This is a genomic window from Streptomyces sp. CA-111067 (assembly GCF_050956065.1).
Classification (GTDB): Bacteria; Actinomycetota; Actinomycetes; order Streptomycetales; family Streptomycetaceae; genus Actinacidiphila.
In genome coordinates this window covers 1,855,951-1,877,498 of sequence record NZ_CP192103.1, presented here as the reverse complement: position 1 = coordinate 1,877,498, position 21,548 = coordinate 1,855,951, and the positions used below count along the sequence as shown (strand labels likewise).

At 72.3% G+C, this 21,548-nt stretch carries 19 protein-coding genes; 12 read left to right on the top strand and 7 right to left on the bottom strand.

Annotated elements, in window-relative coordinates; genetic code table 11:
- Positions 1 to 24: 24 nt before the first annotated feature.
- The 5 genes from ACQPW6_RS08200 (at position 25) to ACQPW6_RS08180 (ending at position 4,045) form a co-directional block, all read left to right on the top strand.
- Positions 25 to 540 carry an SRPBCC family protein gene (locus tag ACQPW6_RS08200; protein WP_433888880.1) on the top strand — a complete coding sequence of 172 codons (516 nt, stop codon included), beginning with the start codon at positions 25 to 27 and terminating at the stop codon, positions 538 to 540.
- Positions 541 to 1,806 (top strand): ArsA family ATPase, encoded by a 1,266-nt coding sequence (locus tag ACQPW6_RS08195; RefSeq protein WP_433888879.1) that lies wholly within the window; start codon positions 541 to 543, stop codon positions 1,804 to 1,806.
- Between the two features lie 81 nt (positions 1,807 to 1,887).
- A complete protein-coding gene (locus ACQPW6_RS08190) occupies positions 1,888 to 2,292 on the top strand; it encodes a DUF5304 family protein (RefSeq protein WP_433888878.1) in 405 nt (134 codons plus the stop codon).
- Between the two features lie 57 nt (positions 2,293 to 2,349).
- Positions 2,350 to 3,291: an ROK family glucokinase gene (locus ACQPW6_RS08185; protein ID WP_433888877.1), complete on the top strand. Its 942-nt coding sequence runs from the start codon at positions 2,350 to 2,352 to the stop codon at positions 3,289 to 3,291.
- Between the two features lie 4 nt (positions 3,292 to 3,295).
- A complete protein-coding gene (locus tag ACQPW6_RS08180; RefSeq protein WP_433888876.1) occupies positions 3,296 to 4,045 on the top strand; it encodes an endonuclease/exonuclease/phosphatase family protein in 750 nt (249 codons plus the stop codon).
- A 108-nt stretch (positions 4,046 to 4,153) separates the two neighbouring features.
- On the opposite strand, the gene ACQPW6_RS08175 is transcribed toward ACQPW6_RS08180, so the two are convergent.
- Both ACQPW6_RS08175 and ACQPW6_RS08170 read right to left on the bottom strand, forming a co-directional pair.
- A complete protein-coding gene (locus tag ACQPW6_RS08175; RefSeq protein WP_433888875.1) occupies positions 4,154 to 4,720 on the bottom strand; it encodes a hypothetical protein in 567 nt (188 codons plus the stop codon).
- Positions 4,713 to 5,501 (bottom strand): alpha/beta hydrolase, encoded by a 789-nt coding sequence (locus ACQPW6_RS08170; protein ID WP_433888874.1) that lies wholly within the window; start codon positions 5,499 to 5,501, stop codon positions 4,713 to 4,715. The genes ACQPW6_RS08175 and ACQPW6_RS08170 overlap by 8 nt, the downstream gene beginning before the upstream one ends.
- Before the next feature lie 196 nt (positions 5,502 to 5,697).
- Here ACQPW6_RS08170 and ACQPW6_RS08165 point away from each other — a divergent pair, with 196 nt between their 5' ends.
- The 4 genes from ACQPW6_RS08165 (at position 5,698) to ACQPW6_RS08150 (ending at position 9,673) form a co-directional block, all read left to right on the top strand.
- Entirely contained in the window at positions 5,698 to 6,549 is an 852-nt protein-coding gene (locus ACQPW6_RS08165; RefSeq protein ID WP_433888873.1) for a lysophospholipid acyltransferase family protein, read from the top strand.
- A gap of 41 nt (positions 6,550 to 6,590) precedes the next feature.
- Positions 6,591 to 7,865 (top strand): MacS family sensor histidine kinase, encoded by a 1,275-nt coding sequence (gene macS / locus ACQPW6_RS08160; RefSeq protein ID WP_433888872.1) that lies wholly within the window; start codon positions 6,591 to 6,593, stop codon positions 7,863 to 7,865.
- On the top strand, positions 7,862 to 8,575 hold the full coding sequence (locus ACQPW6_RS08155; protein ID WP_433888871.1) for a response regulator: 714 nt from the start codon (positions 7,862 to 7,864) through the stop codon (positions 8,573 to 8,575). The genes macS and ACQPW6_RS08155 overlap by 4 nt, the downstream gene beginning before the upstream one ends.
- Positions 8,576 to 8,644: 69 nt before the next feature.
- Complete coding sequence (locus tag ACQPW6_RS08150; protein ID WP_433888870.1) at positions 8,645 to 9,673, top strand: 6-phosphofructokinase; 1,029 nt, start codon at positions 8,645 to 8,647, stop codon at positions 9,671 to 9,673.
- Positions 9,674 to 9,750: 77 nt separating this feature from the next.
- Here the strand turns inward: ACQPW6_RS08150 and ACQPW6_RS08145 are convergent, their stop codons facing one another.
- Together ACQPW6_RS08145 and ACQPW6_RS08140 are read right to left on the bottom strand one after the other, a co-directional pair.
- A complete protein-coding gene (locus tag ACQPW6_RS08145) occupies positions 9,751 to 11,688 on the bottom strand; it encodes an anthranilate synthase family protein (RefSeq protein WP_433888869.1) in 1,938 nt (645 codons plus the stop codon).
- Positions 11,689 to 11,959: 271 nt separating this feature from the next.
- Complete coding sequence (locus ACQPW6_RS08140; RefSeq protein ID WP_433888868.1) at positions 11,960 to 14,821, bottom strand: N-acetylmuramoyl-L-alanine amidase; 2,862 nt, start codon at positions 14,819 to 14,821, stop codon at positions 11,960 to 11,962.
- A gap of 109 nt (positions 14,822 to 14,930) precedes the next feature.
- On the opposite strand from ACQPW6_RS08140, the gene ACQPW6_RS08135 reads away from it, so the two are divergent.
- Complete coding sequence (locus ACQPW6_RS08135) at positions 14,931 to 16,277, top strand: class II 3-deoxy-7-phosphoheptulonate synthase (RefSeq protein WP_433888867.1); 1,347 nt, start codon at positions 14,931 to 14,933, stop codon at positions 16,275 to 16,277.
- Positions 16,278 to 16,466: 189 nt separating this feature from the next.
- Positions 16,467 to 16,733, top strand: a complete 267-nt coding sequence (locus ACQPW6_RS08130; RefSeq protein ID WP_433888866.1) for a (2Fe-2S)-binding protein — start codon at positions 16,467 to 16,469, stop codon at positions 16,731 to 16,733.
- Positions 16,734 to 16,751: 18 nt separating this feature from the next.
- Here the strand turns inward: ACQPW6_RS08130 and bfr are convergent, their stop codons facing one another.
- Positions 16,752 to 17,231: a bacterioferritin gene (bfr, locus tag ACQPW6_RS08125; protein ID WP_433888865.1), complete on the bottom strand. Its 480-nt coding sequence runs from the start codon at positions 17,229 to 17,231 to the stop codon at positions 16,752 to 16,754.
- Between the two features lie 155 nt (positions 17,232 to 17,386).
- Between bfr and ACQPW6_RS08120 the strand changes: the two genes are divergently transcribed.
- Positions 17,387 to 18,001 (top strand): sulfite oxidase-like oxidoreductase, encoded by a 615-nt coding sequence (locus ACQPW6_RS08120; protein WP_433888864.1) that lies wholly within the window; start codon positions 17,387 to 17,389, stop codon positions 17,999 to 18,001.
- Positions 18,002 to 18,056: 55 nt separating this feature from the next.
- Here the strand turns inward: ACQPW6_RS08120 and pknB are convergent, their stop codons facing one another.
- Both pknB and ACQPW6_RS08110 read right to left on the bottom strand, forming a co-directional pair.
- Entirely contained in the window at positions 18,057 to 20,069 is a 2,013-nt protein-coding gene (pknB, locus tag ACQPW6_RS08115; RefSeq protein WP_433888863.1) for a Stk1 family PASTA domain-containing Ser/Thr kinase, read from the bottom strand.
- A gap of 104 nt (positions 20,070 to 20,173) precedes the next feature.
- Positions 20,174 to 21,412: a trypsin-like serine protease gene (locus ACQPW6_RS08110; protein ID WP_433888862.1), complete on the bottom strand. Its 1,239-nt coding sequence runs from the start codon at positions 21,410 to 21,412 to the stop codon at positions 20,174 to 20,176.
- Between the last annotated feature and the right edge of the window lie 136 nt (positions 21,413 to 21,548).

Here is a 21,548-nt window from a genome sequence, read left to right as displayed (position 1 = left end):
GAGCAGCCCCGGAGGACCACGGCGATGTCGGAACACACGAGGTCCAGCATCACGATCGAGGCGGCCCCAGCCGCCGTCATGGGCGTCATCGCCGACTTCGACCGCTACCCGGAGTGGACCGGAGAGGTCAAGGAGGCCGAGGTGCTGGCCCGTGACGAGGCCGGCCGCGCCGAGCAGGTGCGGCTGCTGCTCGACGCCGGCGCGATCAAGGACGACCACACCCTGGCGTACACCTGGATCAGCGCCAACGAGGTGCAGTGGTCGCTGGTCAAGTCGCAGATGCTGCGCACCCTGGACGGCTCCTACGCGCTCGCCCCGCTCGACGGCGGCGCCCGTACCGAGGTCACGTACCAGCTCACGGTGGACGTGAAGATCCCGATGCTCGGCATGATCAAGCGCAAGGCCGAGAAGGTCATCATCGACCGGGCGCTGGCCGGCCTGAAGAAGCGGGTCGAGGCCGCACCGGCGCAGGCCCCCGCCGGGCAGGCGCCCGCCAAGGGCGCGGCCGAGCACGTCGCCGAGCCCGACGAGCTGGCCTGAGTGCCCGCCGCCGGCGCCGTCCGCACCCTGCTGGTCACCGGCGCCGCCGGCGCGGGCCGCACCACCGTCGCGACCGCCACGGCGGCCCGCGCGGCACGTGACGGCACCCCGACGCTGCTGCTGACCCGCGACCGGGCCGCCGCGACGGCGCTGGTGCGCGCCCCGGCCGGCCCCGACGAGCCCGCGGGTCCCGGCTCCGGCTCCGTCCAGGTCGAGCCCGGGCTGTGGATCGGCGGCATCGACCCCGCCGAGACCTTCCAGGGCGGCGCGCTGGAGTTCCAGGGCCGGATCGGCGGGCTGCTGGCCTTCCTCGGCGCCGCACCGATGGACCCCGAGGAGCTGACCGTCCTGCCCGGCGCCGACGCCCTCGCGCTGCTGGGCTCGGTCCGCCAGGCGTACGGCGAGGACGAGGGCGGCGACGGCAACCCGCCGCCGTGGGACCTGGTCGTCGTCGATCTGCCGCCGGTCCGCGACGCCCTCACGCTGCTCGCGCTGCCCGAGCAACTGCGCCGCTACCTGCGCCGGTTGCTGCCCGCCGACCGGCAGGCCGCCCGCGCGCTGCGCCCGGTGCTCGCCCAGCTCGCCGGGGTGCCGATGCCCGCCGAGTGGGCCTACGAGGCCGCGGCCCGCGCCGACCAGCGGCTGGCCGCCGCGCAGGCCGTGATCGAGGACGCCGGCACGTCGGTGGCCGTCGTACTGGAACCGGGCGAGCAGGCCCAGGCGACGCTGCGCACCGCGCGCGCCGGCCTCGCGCTGTTCGGCCACCGGCTGGCCGGGGTCGCCGCCAACCGACTGCTGCCCACCGGCTCCGCCGACCCGTTCCTCGCCGGGCTCTCCGGCCGGCAGCAGGAGCAGCTGAAAGCGCTCGCCGACCAGTGCGCCGCCGACGGCGTACCGCTGCGCGAACTGCCGCACCTCGGCCGGCCGCCGCAGGAACCGGCCGAACTGGCCGCGCTCGCGGTGGGGACAGAGCACGGCTCTCCTCAACCCGGTGTCGCAGGTTCGACCCGGCCCGACCCCTGGGTCGTACGGGACCTGCTGCGCGACGAGGGCTGGTTCGAGTGGTCGCTGCCGCTGCCGGGAGCCGGCCGGGACGGCCTCGATCTGGTGCGCCGCGGCGACGAACTCGTCGTGGACGCGGGCGGGTTCCGCCGGATCGTGCCGCTGCCGTCGGCCCTGCGCCGCTGCACGGTCTCCGGCGCCGCGCTGCGTGACGGGGTGCTGCGGGTGCGGTTCACCCCGGACCCCGATCTGTGGCCGCGCTGACCGGTCCGCGCCGCCGGGCGTTCAGGTACCGTCGAGGGAAGCCGACGCATTCAGCCCGGAGCGCCCCATTTGGAGCCGATCATGAGCGAAGCCACCGACCGTCCCGACGCCGACGCGTGGGCGAAGGCCAGCGCTGAGGACATCGCGGCCGAGCACGCCCGCAGGCGGGCCCAGACGGGCCAGGGCGCGGGCAGCGCGACCGACGAGCTGCGCAGGCTCGCCGAGGCCGTGGGCGACCGGCTGGCCGGGCTGAACAATCCCGCGGTGCAACTGGCGGCCCAGGGCGTCATCTCCCAGGTGCGTTCTGTTGTCGAACCCATCAAGGACCGCAATCCCGACCTGTTCGACCACCTGTCGGCGGCCGGAGCCGAACTCCTGGCGGCATATCGGTCCGCGGTGGCCGGCCAGGAGGCCCGCTGGACCTCCGGCCGCCGCCCCGGCGAGGAGCCCCCGCGTTCAACCGCTGAACACATCGACCTCGATTGACCCCTCCTCCGGTACGGTTCTCTTAGCGGCGGGGATCGACCGAAAACTGAGGGACACATGGGACTCACCATCGGCGTCGACATCGGCGGCACCAAAATCGCGGCCGGGGTGGTCGACGAGGAAGGCTCGATCCTTGAGACCGTCAAGGTGCCGACGCCGCCGACTCCCGAAGGCATCGTGGACGCGATCGTGGAGGCGGTGCGGCAGGTCAGCACAGGTCACACGATCGAGGCCGTCGGCATCGGCGCCGCCGGCTACGTCGACGACAAGCGTGCCACCGTGCTCTTCGCGCCCAACATCAACTGGCGGCACGAGGCGCTCAAGGACAAGGTCGAACAGCGCGTAGGACTGCCCGTCGTGGTGGAGAACGATGCCAACGCGGCGGCCTGGGGCGAGTACCGCTTCGGTGCCGGACAGGGTCATTCCGATGTGATCTGCATCACGCTCGGCACCGGACTCGGCGGCGGCATCATCATCGGGAACAAGCTGCGCCGCGGCCGGTTCGGCGTGGCCGCGGAGTTCGGGCACATCCGGGTGGTGCCCGACGGGCTGCTGTGCGGCTGCGGCAGCCAGGGCTGCTGGGAGCAGTACGCCTCCGGCCGGGCCCTGGTCCGCTACGCCAAGCAGCGGGCCAACGCCACCCCGGAGAACGCGGAGGCTCTGCTCGCGCTCGGCGACGGGACGGTGGAAGGCGTCGAGGGCCGGCACATCAGCGCCGCGGCCCGGCAGGGCGACCCGGTCGCCGTGGACTCCTTCCGCGAACTGGCCCGCTGGGCCGGTGCGGGCCTCGCCGACCTGGCGTCGCTCTTCGACCCGTCCGCGTTCATCGTCGGCGGCGGAGTGGCGGACGAGGGCGAGTTGGTCCTCGACCCGATCCGCAAGTCCTTCCGGCGCTGGCTGATCGGCGGGGAGTGGCGGCCGCACGCCCAGGTGCTCGCCGCCCGACTCGGCGGCAAGGCAGGGCTGGTGGGAGCCGCCGACCTGGCACGACAGGGCTGACACCATGACAGTGGACGATCTGCCGAGCTCCGCCACCGAGCCTGGCTCGGCGGTCATCCGCGTGCTCAGCTACAACATCCGCTCGATGCGGGACGATACGGCGGCGCTGGCCCGGGTGATCCGTGCCTGCGCCCCCGATCTCGTCCTGGTCCAGGAGGCGCCGCGGTTCTTCCGCTGGCGCAAGGCCGTCGCCCGGCTGGCCCGCGCGACCGAACTCGTGCACGTCACCGGCGGGGCGACCGCCGCGGGACCGATGATCATGTCGTCGCTGCGGGTCCATGTGGAGCGCACGGAGGACGTACTGCTGCCGCACACCCCCGGGTTGCACCAGCGGGGGTTCGCCACGGCGGTGGTACGGGTCGGCGGCGCGCGGCTCTCGGTGCTCAGCGCGCACCTCAGTCTGTCCGGCCGGGAGCGGTCGCAGCAGGCCGGGTTGCTGCTTGAGCGGGTCGACGCGATGGGGGAGCCGTACGGGGTGGCCGGGGCGGATCTGAACGAGCGGCCGGAGGGGCCGTCGTTCGGCCGCCTGGCCGGAGCGCTTCAGGACGGCTGGGCCGTCAAGCCGTGGGGCGGGGAGTTCACGTCCGAGGCGCGGAGTCCGCGGCAGCGGATCGACGCGGTGTTTGCCACCGCAGGTGTCGAGGTGCTGGGGTGCGGCGTCCCTCTCGCTCTCCCCGGCGTCACGGGCGCCGACCTCCGCGCGGCGAGCGACCACCTACCGGTGCTGGCGGCCTTGCGCGTCCCCGCGCGCTGACTTCTCCCACCCGCCCGCCCTTTTGTCCTCAAACGCCGGACGGGCTGAAAAATTCAGCCCGTCCGGCGCTTGAGGACACAACCAGCCCGTCCGGCGATTGAGGACGACCTACACCACCGCGCCGCCGCCGGGGCGGTCCTCGTCGTCTTCGTCCGGGCGCATACGCGCAACCAGAGTGGCGAAGCCGCCAAGGAAGCCGCCGACGCCGACAAGAAGCGCCCACCACGTCATCTCCAGCTGAAAAAGCACGAAGCACAGCAGCAGCAGCGGCCCCCCGAGCACCGCGATCCACGCGAACTTCGTCGTCACGTCAGCCTCAGGCAGCGGCGGCGGCTCCGGCGGGACGAAGTGGTCGTCGTCCTCGTCGTCCGGCGGCTGGTAGTCGCGCGGACCCTTGATCACCGGGTGGATCACGATGCTGCGGTTGGCCGGGAGCAGTGTGGTGTTCACCGGGCCGCGGTCCTCGCCCTCGGGCAGGTCGGCCGGGTCCTTCGCCCGGTCGGCGCCCGCGGGCTTGGGGGTGATGTCCTCCGCCTCGGGCCACAGGCCGGTGCCGGGCTCCGGGTCGTCGTCGTAGCCGGCGACGAGCGCCGCCCAGGCGGCCTCCTCGTCGAGCGGCGGGCGGGCCGGCTCCTCGTCCTGCGGCGCGGCGTCCTCGTCCTCCCGGTCAGCCACCTGCCGTCCCCTCCCCGACCGCGGGCTCCGCCGCCGGGGCGGACAGCCGCTGGATGAAGTCGTACGACTCCGTGAAGATCCGCTCGGCGTCGTGGTCGAGCGTGGCCACGTGGTAGCTGCGCTCGAGGACCCGCTCGGTGACGTCGGTGGACGACACCTTGGCCAGCACGATCGCCGAGTTCGACGGGTGCACCACGTGGTCGACCCGGCTGTGCAGCAGCAGCAGCGGCTGGGTGACCCGGGGCAGCCCGGCCCGCACCATGGGCCAGAACTTGCTGTACGAGTGGACGGCGTTCAGCGGGGTGCGGTCGTAGCCGACCTCCTTGCCGCCCTCCAGCGCGATGTCGCTGGCGATGCCCGCCACCGACGGCACCAGGTGCCGCAGCACCGGCACCGCCTTCAGTTGCAGGCTGTCGGCCTTGACCGACGGGTTGACCAGCACGAGCCCGCTGATCGCGGAGCCGTGCTTCGCCGCCAGCCACAGTGCCAGCGTGCCGCCCATCGACAGGCCGCAGACGAAGACCTGCGAACAGTGCTCGGAGAGCTCTCTCAGCTCCCGGTCCACCGTGGCGTACCAGTCCTGCCAGCCGGTCGCCTGCATGTCCTGCCAGCGGGTGCCGTGCCCGGGCAGCAGCGGCAGCGACACGGTCAGCCCGCGGTCGGCCAGGTACTCGGCCCAGGGGCGCAGCGACTGGGGCGTGCCGGTGAATCCGTGGCAGAGCAGTACGCCGATCTCGCCGCCGTCATGGCGGTACGGCTCGGCTCCGGGCATGAGCGGCACCGTGGTTCTCCTGTTCGAGGGCGCGTACGCGGGTACACGGGGTACACGGAGGTCGGGTGTTCAGCGTACGCGGACCCGATACCAAGCGGTAAGCCCCATCCGGCCCAGTCCGGGCGGGACCGGGACGGCGCGCGAGGGGAGAGACACGCCCCCGGGGGCGTTAAGGTCGGTCCGACGGCTAGCAGGAGGTCCGAGGTTGTTCTACGGCGCGATGAAGATCGCCATTGGCTCGCCGCTCAAGGCCGCCTTCCGCCCCTGGGTGGAGGGCCTGGAGAACATCCCGGACGACGGCCCGGCGATCCTGGCGAGCAACCACCTCTCGTTCTCCGACTCGTTCTTCCTGCCCGCGGTGCTCGACCGGAAGGTCACCTTCATCGCGAAGGAGGAATATTTCACCTCGCCCGGAGTCAAGGGAAAGCTGACGGCGGCCTTCTTCAAGGGCGTCGGCCAGCTCCCGGTGGACCGCTCGGGCGCCCGCGGGGCCGGTGCGGCGGCGGTCAACAGCGGGGTGGCGGTGCTGGCCCGCGGTGAGCTGTTCGGCATCTACCCCGAGGGCACCCGCTCGCCCGACGGCCGGCTCTACCGGGGCAAGCCCGGCGGCCTGGCCCGGGTGGCGCTGGCCAGCGGGGCGCCGGTGATCCCGGTGGCGATGATCGACACCGAGAAGGTGCAGCCGGTCGGCAAGGTGATGCCGAAGCTGTCGATCCGCCCCGGCATCCGGATCGGCCGGCCGCTGGACTTCGAGCGGTACCACGGCATGGAGGGCGACCGCTTCATCCTGCGCTCGATCACCGACGAGGTGATGTACGAGATCATGAAGCTGTCCGGCCAGGAGTACGTCGACATCTACGCCACCGCGGCCAAGCGGCAGATCGCCGAGGCCGCCAAGCGCGCGGGCGAGCCGCCGGCTGATCCGGCGGCTGATCCGGCGGCCGGCGAACCCGCGGAAGAGCCGGACGGACCGCAGGACAAGGCCCAGGACGGGTCGGACGGCCCCGAGGACGGGCAGAATCAGCAGCGGAAACGGGAGCAGCCCTCCGGCACCTGACCGGGCCGGGCGGCGCAGCGGGACAAAGGGGGGCGGGACCCATGGCCGTCAGGATGCTGTCGGTGGAGCAGCCATTGTGGCGGGCCCTGGTCGCCTACCGGGTGCTGACCTGCGGTTACGCCATCGCGCTGTACTTCCACGCCTACGGCCACCTGCGCCATCCGCTGCCCGGCGGGGCCTATATGGCGGTGCTCGCGGTGTGGACCCTGGCCACCGTCGGCCGGGTCAGGAACGCCGAACGCTGCACGAAGGCGTTCCTCGCGGTCGACCTCACCGTGGCGCTCACCGGGGTCCTGCTGACCCGCTTCGTGGACGAGGCGTCCCGGATCCAGGCCGGTGCCTTCACCCTGCCGTCGATATGGACCGCGGGCTCGGTGCTGGCCTTCGCCGTCAAGGGCGGCTGGCGCTGGGCGGCGCTGGCGTCCTCGCTGGTGGCGGTCACCGACATCGTCGAGCGCGGCACCCCCAGCCGGGACACCCTGCACAACCTGGTGCTGGTGTGGATCGCCAGCATCGCCATCGGCTACGTCGTCGAGGTCGCCCGGGCCAGTGAGCGCACCCTCGCCCGCGCCCTCCAGATCGAGGCCGCCACCCGGGAGCGCGAACGGCTGGCCCGGGACATCCACGACGGGGTGCTCCAGGTGCTCGCCATGGTGCAGCGGCGCGGCAACCAGGCCGGCGGCGAGGCCGCGGAACTGGGCAGGATGGCCGGCGAGCAGGAGGCCGCGCTGCGCACCCTGATCACCGGCGGCCCGCTGCCCGAGCCGCGCGCCGCCGACGACCCGCACGCGGCGGGCCCGCACGACCTGCGGGTGCTGCTGGCCCCGTTCTCCGGCGCGGGCGTGACACTGTCCGCGCCCGGCACCCCGGTACTGCTCGACCCGCACCAGGCCGCGGAGCTGACGGCGGCGGTCGGCGCGGCCCTGGACAACGTACGCAACCACGCCGGCGAGCAGGCGCACGCCTGGATCCTGGTGGAGGACGAGCCGGACACCGTGCTGGTCACCGTGCGGGACGACGGGCCGGGGATCGCGGCCGGGCGGCTGGCCGCGGCGGAGACCGAGGGGCGGCTCGGGGTGGCCCAGTCGATCCGGGGCCGGCTGCGCGATCTGGGCGGCGGCGCGGAACTGGTGTCGGTGCCGGGGCAGGGCACCGAGGTCGAGCTCCGGCTGCCCAGGGGGGCCGCGGCGGACGAAGCCGCCCCCGTACACCCCGCGCAGGCCGAACCCGCCTCCGAACCTCTGATGACGGCCCCGCGAGCCGACGCCCGCACCGACGAACTCACCGACGCGACGAACACAGGGAGCTCCCGATGACCGTGGGCACGGCCGAAGACTCCGGCGCCGCCGACGCGCCCGTATCCGTGATGGTCGTGGACGACCACCCGATGTGGCGGGAGGCCGTCGCCCGCGACCTGGCCGAGGCGGGCTTCAAGGTGGTGGCCACCGCCGGCGACGGACCCGAGGCGATCCGCCGGGCCCGCGCCGCCCGCCCGCAGGTGCTGGTCCTCGATCTCAACCTGCCCGGCGCGTCCGGGGTCCAGGTCTGCAAGGACGTGGTGGCCGGCGACCCGGCGGTCCGGGTCCTGGTGCTGTCCGCGAGCGGTGAGCACGCCGACGTGCTGGAGGCGGTGAAGTCCGGTGCCACCGGCTACCTGCTGAAGTCGGCCGGCCGGGACGAACTGGTGGACGCGGTCCGCAGGACCGCCGGCGGCGACCCGGTCTTCACCCCGGGCCTGGCCGGCCTGGTGCTCGGCGAGTACCGCAGGCTGGCGACCGTCCCGCCGCAGGCCGCCGCGGGGGAGCCCGCCGCGCCCCAGCTCACCGAGCGGGAGACCGAGGTGCTGCGGCTGGTCGCCAAGGGGCTGAGCTACAAGCAGATCGCCCAGCGGCTGGTGATCTCGCACCGGACCGTGCAGAACCACGTGCAGAACACGCTCGGCAAACTCCAGCTGCACAATCGCGTCGAGCTTGTCCGGTACGCGATCGAACGTGGCCTTGACAGCGATCTGGACGGCGACATGTGACTCAAGTCACGCTAGCTTGGCCGGTGTTTGTCACATCCGGCACAGCTGGTGCGACGAAGGGAAGAGTCCATGCGGGTTGGAGTTCTGACCGGCGGCGGGGACTGCCCCGGTCTCAACGCAGTCATTCGCGGCATCGTTCGTAAGGGCGTCCAGGAGTACGGGTTCGACTTCACCGGCTTCAGGGACGGTTGGCGAGGTCCCCTGGAAGGGGACACCGTACCGCTCGACATTCCGGCCGTCCGCGGCATCCTGCCGCGCGGCGGCACCATACTCGGCTCCTCGCGCACCAATCCGCTCAAGGTCGAGGGCGGCGCGCGCAGGGTCCAGGAGAACCTGGCGGCGGAGGGCGTGGACGCGCTCATCGTCATCGGCGGCGAGGACACCCTCGGGGTGGCCTCCACCCTTTACCAAGAGCACGGCGTCAACGTCATCGGCGTACCCAAGACCATCGACAACGACCTGTCAGCGACCGACTACACCTTCGGCTTCGACACGGCGGTCAACATCGCCACCGAGGCGATCGACCGGCTGCACACCACGGCCGAGTCCCATATGCGGGTCCTGGTGGTGGAGGTGATGGGCCGGCACGCGGGCTGGATCGCGCTCCACTCCGGGCTGGCCGGCGGGGCCAACGTGATCCTGATACCCGAGCAGCGCTTCGACCTGGACCAGGTGTGCGCCTGGGTGGAGAGCCGCTTCAAGGTCCGCTACGCGCCGATAGTGGTGGTCGCCGAGGGGGCGATGCCCAAGGACGGCGACATGGTGCTCAAGGACGGCACGCTCGACTCGTTCGGGCACGTCCGGCTGTCCGGGATCGGGGAGTGGCTGGCGAAGCAGATCGAGAAGCGCACGGGCAAGGAGGCGAGGACGACGGTTCTCGGCCATGTCCAGCGCGGCGGCACGCCCAGCGCGTACGACCGCTGGCTGGCCACCCGGTTCGGCCTGCACGCGATCGAGGCGGTCCGCGACCACGACTACGGCAAGATGGTCGCCCTCCGCTCCACCGACATCGTCCGCGTCCCGATCGAGGACGCGACCGCCCGCATCAAGACGGTCGACCCCACCCTCTACGAGGAGGTCAGCGTCTTCTTCGGCTGACCGGCCGAACGGCCCCCGGCCACCCCGGTTTTCGGCGCCAGACGTCACAGGTCGGGCGCCGAACACCGGGACGCGCGTCAGGCGGACTTCACGACCGCGGAGAGCGCCTCCGCCACCAGCGCCGGGCCGTTCAGGGTCAGGACGGACTCCGGGTGGAACTGCACGCCGGCGAAGCCGGGGCCGCGCAGGGCGAAGACGTCGCCGGTCGCCGGGTCGCGGCTCAACTCGACCTGGTGCATGGCCAGTTCCTCCGCGGCAGCGGCATCGCAGCGCGCGGTGAACGTGTTGTAGAAGCCCACCGTCTCCGGCCGGCCGAAGAAGTCGATCCGCTCCTGCGCGCCCTGCGCCGGATTCGCCTTGCGCACCAGGTCCAGGCCCAGCTCCGCGGCCAGCAGCTCATGGCCGAGGCACACCCCGAGCAGCCCGTGCCGGTGCCCGGCGACCAGCTCGGCGGCCAGCCCGCGCAGGAACCGCATCTTGGGGTCCGCCGCGTCCGCCGGGTTGCCGGGGCCGGGGCCGAGCACCACGGGGCCCCGGTGGCCGAGCGCGGCCTCCCGCAGCCCGGGATCGTCGTAGCGCCGCACCGTCACCTCCAGCGCGGCCGACCGCAGCACGTGCGCCAGCATCGCGGTGAACGTGTCCTCCCCGTCGACCACCAGCGCGTGCCCGGTCGGCCGCGGGTGCTCGGTCTGCATCCGCAGCCAGAACGGCGCCAGGTTCGCCCGCCGGGCGTCCAGCGCGGCCCGCACCCTGATGTCGTCGGCCAGCCGCGGCCGGGGCTCCGCGGAGGCACGCGCCCGGGCCGGCAGCACCCCGAGCGCGGTGAGCACCCCGGCCGCCTTCGCGTGCGTCTCGGCGACCTCCGCGCGCGGCTCGGAGTGCCGCACCAGCGTCGCCCCGACCGGCACCTTCAGCTCGCCGTCGGGCGCGATGTCCGCGGTGCGGATCAGGATCGGCGAGTCCAGTGTCTGCGCCCCGCCCGAGTCCCGGCCGATCAGCGCCAGCGCGCCCGCGTAGTAGCCGCGCCCGCCGGGCTCGTACCGCTCGATCACCCGGCAGGCGTTCTGCACCGGCGACCCGGTCACCGTGGCGGCGAACATCGTCTCCCGCAGCACGTCCCGCACGTCCATCGCCGAGCGCCCGCGCAGCTCGTACTCGGTGTGCGCCAGGTGCGCCATCTCCTTCAGCCGCGGGCCGACCACCACCCCGCCGAGGCCGCCGACCGTGCACATCATCTTCAGTTCCTCGTCCACCACCATCGTCAGCTCCTCGACCTCCTTCGAGTCGTGCAGGAACTCCAGCAGGCCGTCCGCCGACGGCCCCTGCGGCGGGTAGCGGTACGTGCCGCTGATCGGGTTCATCACCACCGTGCCCCCGGACATCCGCACATGCACCTCCGGGCTCGCGCCGACCAGCGTCCGCTCCGGGGTGTGCACCACATACGTCCAGTAGGCGCCGCGCTCGCCGCGCAGCAGCCGCCCGAAGAGCGCGAGTCCGGCGTCCGGCCCGTAGTCGGGCACCGAGCCGCGGAAGGTGCGGCGGATCACGAAGTTGGCGCCCTCGCCGCGGCCGATCTCGTCCTCGATGACCCGCTCGACGATGCCCGCGTAGCGGTCGTCGTCCACGTCGAACGCGCCGCCCTCGACCCGCACCTCGCGGTCGGGCAGCGCGTCCAGCAGCTCGGCCAGCGGGAGTTCGTACGACTCGTCGGGCCGCAGCACGGCCAGCGGGGTGCCGTCGTCGCGTACGTCGAAGCCGCGCTCGCGGATCTGCCGGAACGGGACCAGGGCCAGCGCGTCGGTGACCGGCCGGCCGCCGGCCGGCGCCCCGGTCGGCAGCGGGATGTCGGTGAGCAGGTCGGCGGGCCCGACCGGGCCGACCAGCACCTCCACCAGCCCCTCGGGGTGGCCGGGCGTGCGGCGGTGCAGCAGGGCGAACGGCGGGCACTGCGGGTCGAGCAGCCGCTCGACGAGCTGGGCGGCGGCCGGCTGCGCTGGAGCTGGGGTCAGGGTCACGGCGGTGGTCCTTCCGGAGCTGAGGGGCTGGGGAAGGGGCGGCCGGCCGGTGAACGCCGAAGGCCGCCCCCAGGGGCGGCCTTCGCGAGATCTGATACGCGCGATCAGTGGGCCGCCGGAGGAGCGGTCCACCACCAGTTCCGGTTCGTCGGCTGGTTCTGCGGCGCGTTCATGCCGCCGACCCTACCGCAATGCTGCCGCGCGTTCACGTGGTCGCCGCGGTCCGCTGTCCGGTTGCTGCCAGCGGTCCCGCCACCGCGACGGGTGCCGCTCACAGCAGCAGCCCGTACATGCTCCAGCCGCTGCCGACCTGGGCCTTGGCCGACCAGGGGGCGGTGGCCGAGCCGGTGCCCTTGTAGAGGTAGAGGCTGCCCGCGCTGGTCCGGGCGAGCAGGTCGGGGCGGCCGTCGCCGCTGATGTCGCCGACGCCGACCAGCGAGTTGTAGGCGTTCCAGCCGGTGCCGATCTGCACCCGGGACGCCCACGGCGCGGTGCCGGAGCCGGTGCCCTGGTACAGCCACAGCTTGCCGGTGGTGTCCCGGGCGACCAGGTCCGGCTTGCCGTCCCCGGTGATGTCGCCGACGCCGGCCAGCGCGGTGTGCATGTTCCAGCCGGTGCCGATGGACGCCCGGAACGCCAGCACCGTGTGGGTGCCGGTGCCCTTGTACAGCCACAGGTTGCCCTTGCTGTCCCGGGCGATCAGGTCGGCGTGCCCGTCGCCGTTGACGTCCCCGACCCCGGCCAGCCAGGTGTACTTGCCCCAGGCGCCGTCGTCGGTGCTGACCTTCACCCGCGCCTTGAACGGCTTCACCGGGTTGCCGCTGCCCTGGTAGTACCAGAGCGAGCCCTTGGTGTCCCTGGCCAGCACGTCACCGGTGCCGTCGGCCCGCAGCACGCTCGTCGGGGTGGCCGTGTTGTACGCCTGCCAGCCGGTGTCGATCTTGAACCGGCTCAGGAACGGCGCCGACGGGTTGGTGGTGCCCTGGTACTGCCAGGCCGTGCCCGACGAGTCCCGGCCGATCACGTTGTAGCGGCTGGTCGCCGGCAGCCGCGCGGTGGACGGGGTCAGCTGCACGTCGGTGGACCTGACCCAGGCCATCCGGTGGTTGAAGCGGATCGGGTAGAACTTCACGCTGCCGGTGACCAGCGTGTGGTCGCCGGGCGCGCTGTTGTCGATGTTCTGCGCGTAGAAGTAGTCGCCGGCCACCGCGGGCCCGGCCGGTACGTACTTCTGGCCGGCCGAGATGGTGTAGCTGGTCAGCGCCTTGTCGTTGTCGGCCTGCACCGGCACCTTCGTGCCCGCGTAGGCCGCCGTCTCCGGGTAGGCCCGGCCGAAGACCGCGATCGTGCCGCGGCCGGCCACCGGGGTCACCACGTTCTGCCCCGTGGTGTCCACCGCCGCCGCCATCCGGCCGCCCGGATCGTAGAACCAGCCCTTCTTGCCGCCGTACCAGATCGCCGTCCAGTCGCCCGACTGCTGCGCCACCACGTAACGGGTGCCCGCCACCGCCTTGTCGCCCCAGTCGGGGCCGTCGGACGTACCGGCCGAGCCGCCGTGCAGATACGGGTCGCCGAGCCTGGCCGAACTGGTGGACGGCTGCGTGTAGAGGTAGACGAAGTCGGCGGGCTGCGCGGCCACCGGCTTGCCGCCGTAGGTGACGGCCGGCTGGTTGGCGGAGGTGAACGGCGGCACGATCCTGATCACCTGGCCGGAGCGCAGCGGCGCGCCCGCGCCGCCCCAGCCCGTGGAGGCGTTCAGCAGCGCCATGTAGCGGTTCCAGTCCCAGAACGGGCCCGGGTCCCAGTGCATGCCCGCCACGTAGGAGTTCAGCGGTCCGGGCACCTCGTCGTGGCCGAAGATGTGCTCGCGGTCCCGCGGGATGCCGTACAGCGCCGTCAGATAGCGGACCAGCAGCGCCGAGGACTCGTACTGCGGCTCGGTGTACCAGTGGCCCGACTTGATCGCGTAGCCCTCGTGCTCGATGCCGATCGAGTGCATGTTGACCGACTTGTTGCCCGCGTGCCAGGCGGTGTCCTTGTCCTGCACGACCTGGGTGACCAGCCCGTCCGACGCCCTGATCAGGTAGTTGGTGCTGGCCTCGGCCTTGGGGTTCTGGAAGGTGGTCAGCGCGCTGCCGTAGTCGCCCTCGGTGTCGTGGATGACGATCGAGGTGATCTTCTGGCCGTCGCCGGTCTGGCCGGGCAGCGGGCGGTTGGTGATGTCGTAGTTGCCGTAGTCGGCCTTGTCCGAGCTGTTCTGCTTGTGCGCGGCCGGCACGAAGTTGCAGCGCAGCGAGGTCGGGCACTCCGGTTTCGGGGTCGCGGCCGGGGTGGCCGCGCGGGTGCCGGCCGAGCCGGCGGCCAGCGGGGTCTTCGCGGTCTTGACCGGGTGCACGCCGGGGGAGGCCGGCAGGACGACCTGCTGGCCGTCGTCGGTGGTGCGGCTCTCGCCGCTGCTGATCGACTCGTAGACCCGGTCGGCGAACTGCTGGGCGCCGCCGGTGTCCGGCGACTGGCTGTAGCGGGCGACGGCCGCGTACCAGCGGCCGGCGTCGGCAGGCAGCGAGCCGGCCGCGGCCTTCTCGTAGCCGGCCAGCAGCGCCGCCGCGCCCCGCACGCTCTGCGCCCGGTCGGTGCGCAGCGCCGCCGCGGGCTGGTGGATCAGCTTGGCGGCCTGGTCGAGGGTGTGCAGCCGCGGATCGGCGGTGTTGACCGAGCCGGCGCTCGTCAGCAGGCTCTTGTCCGGGGCAAAGCTCTTCATGCGGGCCGGGTCGCCGCTCTGGTTCAGCCCGTCGGCGGCCGGGCCGGCCGGGTCGGAGTTGCCGGCCAGATCACCCGGGTCGACCTGGGTGAGACCCATCACGTTGTAGCTGCCGGTGGTGCTCGGCAGGCCGCCGTGCGAATCCCACAGGGTCTGCCGGTACGAGACCGCCATCAGCACGCTCTGCGGGACGTCGAACTCCCGCGCGGCGGAGGCGAAGTCGTCCTGGAGCGCGTGCGGTCCGGCCTGCTGCGCGGCGGCCCGGGGCGGGGAGGCGAGGGCGATCGTGCCGTACGTGGCGACGGTGGCCAGAACGGCGGCCGCCGCGGTCCAGCCGATCGTCGACCGCCTCCTGCGATGCCTTGCTGTCAACCTTCTGCCCCCCGTGTCTCGGGCGCGCCGGATCCGTGCGCGCACACGAGCAGTCTCATCCAATGAGAGAGGTGAAAGCGAGCCGACACGACCCCGTAATGTTGGGCGCGTGACCGTGAACGCAGATATCCACGCCGGTGACAACACCTGGCACTCTCTTCCCGCGGCGCAGCAGCCCGAGTGGCCCGACTCCGAGGCTCTGCGCGATGTGATCGCCGACCTCGCCTCGTATCCGCCGCTCGTGTTCGCCGGAGAGTGCGACCAGCTGCGTTCCCAGCTGGCCGCGGTGGCCAAGGGCGAGGCGTTCGTGCTCCAGGGCGGTGACTGCGCCGAGGCGTTCGACGCGGTCGGCGCCGACCAGATCCGCAACAAGCTCAAGACGCTGCTCCAGATGGGAGCGGTGCTGACGTACGCGGCCTCGGTGCCGGTGGTCAAGATCGGCCGGATCGCCGGGCAGTACAGCAAGCCGCGCTCCAAGCCGACCGAGACCCGCGGCGGCGTCACGCTGCCGACCTACCGCGGCGACTCGGTCAACGGCTTCGAGTTCACCCCCGAGGCCCGGATCCCCGACCCGGACCGGCTGCGGCGGATGTACCACGCGTCGGCGTCCACCCTGAACCTGGTGCGGGCCTTCACCACCGGCGGCTACGCCGACCTGCGCCAGGTGCACGCCTGGAACCAGGACTTCGTGAAGTCCTCGCCGTCCGGCCAGCGCTACGAGGCGCTGGCCCGGGAGATCGACAACGCGCTGAACTTCATGGCGGCCTGCGGCATCGACCCGGCCGAGTTCCGCACCGTCGAGCTGTTCTCCTCGCACGAGGCGCTGCTGCTCGACTACGAGACCGCGCTGACCCGTACCGACTCCCGTACCGGCGACCTGTACGACGTGTCGGGCCACATGGTGTGGATCGGCGAGCGCACCCGGCAGATGGACGGGGCGCACATCGAGTTCGCGTCCCGGATCCGCAACCCGATCGGCGTGAAGCTCGGCCCCGGCACCACCCCGGAGGAGGCGCTCGCGTACATCGAGCGGCTCGACCCGAAGCGGGAGCCGGGCCGGCTGACGTTCATCGTACGGATGGGCGCGGACAAGGTGCGGGACAAGCTGCCGACCCTGGTGGAGAAGGTCACCGCGTCCGGCGCGCAGGTCGCCTGGGTCTCCGACCCGATGCACGGCAACACCTTCGAGGCGGCCTCCGGCCACAAGACCCGGCGCTTCGACGACGTGCTCGACGAGGTCAAGGGCTTCTTCGAGGTGCACCACGCGCTCGGCACCCACCCCGGCGGCATCCACGTGGAGCTGACCGGCGACGACGTGACCGAGTGCGTCGGGGGCGGCGACGAGATCTTCGTGGACGACCTGCACCAGCGGTACGAGACGGCGTGCGATCCGCGGCTGAACCGGAGCCAGTCGCTGGACCTGGCGTTTCTGGTGGCGGAGATGTACCGGCGGTAGCGGCGGGGGCGGGGCGGGCGCTTCGGCGCCTGGCGCGGCTCCGGACGTGGCTCCGGACGTGAGAGGGGCGCGGATCACACTGATCCGCGCCCTTCGCCACTTTATTCCGGGGATCCGGTTGGGTAAGGTAAGGATTACCTGATCTAGTCGTCGAGCCACTTGGCCGAGCCCCGAACTGGCGGTGACCGCGTGTACGTCTGCTCCTGCTTCGGCATCACCGAGCAGCAGGTCAAGCAGCACGCCGACGACGGCCGCTGCACGCCCCGGCAGATCGCGTCGGCCTGCAAGGCCGGCACGGACTGCGGGTCGTGCGTGAAGCGGATCCAGAGCTTGCTGGGGCGGGGCGCGGCGCCGAGGCTGGTGCCGGAGGTGGTGCCTCCCGCGGTGGTGCCTCCCGCGGTGGTGCCGTCGGCCCTCCCGGCGGTCGTTGTGCCGCCCGCGGCCGAAGCGGCCTGAGCCCCCCGGAGCCTCCGGCTACGAGTCGGGCTGCTCGATGAGCTGCGCGATGTAGAGCGGCTCGCCCAGCTTCTCGACCAGGGCCAGCTGCGTGTCCAGGTAGTCGATGTGGTGCTCCTCGTCGGCGAGGATGTCCTCGAAGATCTTGGCCGAGGTGATGTCCGCCTTGGCCCGCATGACCTCGATCCCGCGCCGCAGCCGGTCGATCGCCTCGACCTCCACCTGCCGGTCCACCTGGAACATCTCGGTGACCGTCTGCCCGACCCTGACGTGGAACAGCCGCTGGTAGTTCGGCAGGCCGTCCAGGAACAGGATGCGGTCGGTCAGAATCTCCGCGTGCTTCATCTCGTCGAACGACTCGGAGCGCGTGTACTTCGCGAGCTTCGTCCAGCCGAAGTTCTCCTGCATTTTCGCGTGCAGGAAGTATTGGTTGATCGCGGTGAGCTCGGCGGTCAGCTGTTCGTTGAGGAACTCGATGACCTCGGGGTCGCCCTGCATGGCAACGCCGTCCTTCCCGTTCGGTACGACTGGTTGCCGCATCCTCGCACCGCGCGCTGATCTGATCCAGTAAGTGCGGGCTAAGCCGGGCCCGCGCCCCCGGGCCGGATCAGCCCCGGTCGGAGGTATCGCGCCCGGTCTGTCACCATGGAGGTATGGGTGAGTCCGGGCGTCGCGAGGGGGAGCTGCCGCCGGGGCAGCGAGTCCAGCGCGGCTGGCCCGTCACGCACTACGGGCCGGTGCCGCGGTTCAAGTCCGACCGCTGGGAGTTCCGGGTCTTCGGCGCCACCGCGGACGGCGGCAAGACCTGCTGGAACCACCAGGAGTTCTCCGCGCTGCCGTATACGACGGTGGTCGCGGACTTCCACTGCGTGACGAAGTTCTCCATGCTCGGCATGGAATGGGGCGGGGTCGCCACCGAGACCGTACTGAAACTGGCGCCGCCCGCGGACGACGTCACGCACGTGATGGTGTGGGCCGAATACGGATTCAGCTCGAATCTCCGGCTCGACGATTTCCTCGACCCCCAGTCGATATTCGCCACCCACCGCGGCGCCGAACCCCTCACCGCCGAGCACGGCTTCCCGGTCCGGATGATCGTCCCCACCCTCTACGCCTGGAAGGGCCCCAAGTGGGTCCGCGGCATCGAGTACATGACCGCCGACCGCCGCGGCTTCTGGGAAGAACGCGGCTACCACAACCTCGGCGACCCCTGGTCAGAACAGCGCTACTCCTACCAGGAATCCCCCGGCGACGGCCCCGAACTCTGACCGCGAAGCCCTCCGGTCCCGGTTCGCGGTCCCGGGTCTTCCGCGTTTCGCGGGGTCAGCGGACCCAGATGGTGATGGTGGCGCCCTTGGGGGCCTGGCTGTTGGCGCCGGGGGACTGGCTGAATACCGTGTCGCCGAAGAAGACGCTGATCACGCGGACGTCGAAGCCCGCGTCCTCCAGGGTTTGCTTGGCCTCGTCCTTGTGTTTTCCGGTCACGTCGGGGACGGGGAACTTCTGCTGGCCCTTGGAGACGGTGATCGTGACCGTGTCGCCCGCGGCGGCCTGGGAGTCCTTGGCGGGGGATTCCAGGGCCACGGTGTCGGCGTCGGCCTCGTCGGAGAAGACCTTGTCGGGGGCGAGGACGACCTTGAGGCCGGCGTCCTCCAGTTCCTGCTGGGCGTCGGTGACCGACTTGCCGATCACGTCGGGCACGTCCACCGGGGCGCCGCGCGAGACGGTGATCGTGACGGGGGAGTCGGGGGAGCGCTGCGTGCCGGGCGCCGGGTCGGTGGAGACCACCTGGCCGCGGGGCACGTCGTCGCTGAAGACCTGGCGTACCGGGCCCGCGGTGAGGCCCGCGGCCTTGAGGGCCTGGCGGGCGGCGGCCTCCGTGCGGCCCTTCACGTCCGGTACGTGCACCACCTGCGGGCCCTTGGACACGTTCAGGGTGACCGAGCCGTTGTTGCGGACGCGTTTGCCGGGCGCCGGGTCGGTGGAGATCACCCGGCCGCGCGGCACGTTCAGCGAGAAGCTCTGCCTGACCTTGCTGTCGAGCCCGGCCGACGTCAGCTTCTTCTGCGCTTCCGACTGGGAGAGCGCGAGCACGCCGGGGACGTGGGTGAACTGGCCGTCGCTGATGTACCAGACGCCCGCGCCGACCCCGAGGACCAGCAGCAGCGCCACCAGGACGGCCAGCGGGCCGCGCCGACCGCGACCGTCCCGGCCCCTGCGGCGCCGCGGCCCGGGCGGGCCTGCGGGCGGCTCGTCGGGCACCGGCGGCGGGAGCATCAGCCGGGACGTGCGGTTCAGCTCGTCCGGCGCGGAGGCGGGCGGCACAGGTACGGACACGGACACGGGCACGGGTACGACGCTGGTCGGCTCCTCGGAGCCGATCGGGCTCACCGGGCCCACCAGGTCGGGCGCGAAGTCAGGTACGGGGCCGTCGTCAGCGCTCGGCGGCACGGCGTCCGCCGGCGTCCGGCCGTCCAGCTGCTCAGGGGTGAGCGTCGCCCGTGACGTGCGCACCTCGGCGAGCAGCTCCACGGCGTCGGCCGGGCGGCCGTGCGGGTCGCGGGCAGTGGCCCGCGCCACCAGCGCGTCCAGCTGCGGCGGCAGCCCCGGGACGGCCGCGGACGGCGCCGGCACGTCCTCGTTCACCAGCTGGAACATCACCTTCATCGGGGTGTCGCCCGCATGCGGCTTGCGGCCGGTCAGCATCTCGTAGAGCACGACGCCGCACGCGTAGACGTCCGTCCGCTGATCGACCGGGCCGTTGCCGATCTGCTCGGGCGCGAGGTACGAGACGGTGCCGAGCAGGGCGCCCGGCGTCGTGGCGCTGGTCTGCGTGTCCACGGCCCTGACCAGGCCGAAGTCGGCGACCTTGACCCGGCCGTCGTCGCCGATCAGCACGTTCTCCGGCTTCATGTCGCGGTGGATCAGGCCCGCGCGGTGGGCGGCGCCGAGCGCGGCGAGCACCGGCTCCAGGATGTCCAGCGCCGCACGGGGCTGCAGCGCGCCGCGCTCGCGGAGCACGTCACGCAGGGTGCAGCCGGCCACGTACTCCATGGCCAGGTAGACGTAACGGCCGTCGGCGCCCTGGTCGAAGACGCCGACCACGTTGGTGTGCGACAGCCGCGCGACGGCCTTGGCCTCGCGGATGAAGCGCTCGACGAAGCCGGTGTCGGCGGCCAGACCCGGGTGCATCACCTTCAGCGCGAGCACGCGGTCGAGGCGGGTGTCCACGGCCCGGTAGACCGTGGCCATCCCGCCGACCGCGATTCGCCCCTCGACCCGGTAGCGGCCGTCGAGCGTCTGCCCGACGAGCGGGTCCTGCACGGTGGTGTCCACGATGGCCGATTCTACGATCCGTTGCTGAGCCATCCGGTGGAACGCGGCCGGACTGTGGCGGGGCTGTGGCGTTCCGAAGCCAAACCGTGACCGCTGTCCGGCGGCTAGGACGTGGGGAGGGGGCCCGGTTGGACGGTGTCGCGGGCGGCGGTCGGGAAGTCGTCGGTGCGGGTGAACGTGAACCGCTCCCAGCTGCCGCTGACCTTGTCGCTGCGGGCCCGCAGCAGGTCCGCGTCCACGCCCGTGTAGTTGAGCTCGGTGGACACGTACTCGCCGTTGTGCACGGACTTCAGCGCGTAGTTGCCGTTGCTCTGGCGCTGGAGGAGGAACTTCTCCCAGCCGTACGCGGTGGCGGACCGGGCCCGCAGCATCCCCAGGTGGGTGCTGTCCTCCTCGGTCTCCACGCTCACGTACAGATCGTCGTTCTGCGAGCGCAGGCTCACCGACCCGTCGCTGCCGCCGGAGACCAGGCTGAACTGCTCCCACGAACCCGCGGGCGCGTCCGTGCGGGCCCGCAACTCCCCCTGCGTGCCGCCGGTGTAGCCGAACTCCGCGGACACGTACTTGCCGTTGGCCTCCGACTTGAGCCCCCAGCGGGCCACATGGGCGGACACCCAGCCGGCCAGGTCGTCCACCCGGCTGTCGAGAGCGTCGGTGTTCGTCTGGGCCGGGTCGGTACCGAAGCAGCCGCCCTGCCAGGAGCGGGAGCCGATGCCGACGAGTTCGGTCTTCCCGCCGGTGGTGGCCAGCGCTGGGCCGCCGGCGTCGCCGGCGCATATGGTGGCGCCGTTCTGGCCGCTCAGCGGCAGGTCGGCGCCGCTCGGGGAACCGGCCGTGAAGGTCCCCGTGTGCAGCTTCAGCGGAACCCACTCGCTCGTGGTGCGGCCGTAGCCGGCCACGGTGACGGTGCTGCCGGTCGCCGGCGGCTGCGCGGCGATGGCGGCCGGCGCGATGCCGTGGACGGCCTGGTCCAGGCGCGCCAGGACCACGTCCCGGCCGGCGTACGGCACCAGCTGCACGACATCGCGCACCGCCCCGGCGGTGGTGGTGAGGTCGGTACGGCCGATGGTGGCCTGGATCGCCTCGGCTGGCGCGCCCGCCGCGGGGGGCCCGTCCGGAGAGATGCAGGCGGCGGAGGTGAGCAGCCACTGCGACTCGACCAGCACGCCGGAGCAGGCCCGTTCGCCGTCACCGATCTCCAGGCGCGCGGTGAACGCGAGCGACTGGTCGGCGGTCTCCGGGCCGGTGACCGCCTGGACGGGCAGGGCGGTGAGCGCTCCGGTGGCGAGTGAGGCGACGACCAGGCCGCCGAGGAGCGTTTTCCGGGCAGGGGGCATTGCCATGGGTTCCTCACTGGGATCAGTCTGCGATGTCCGAAGCTGATTTACTTTTCGTTCACGTCGAATTCATCTTGCCCGCTGCTCCGTATACACAGGCGGTCCTGTCCGGCCCGGGGCAAGCCAATCCTCACATTCCCGG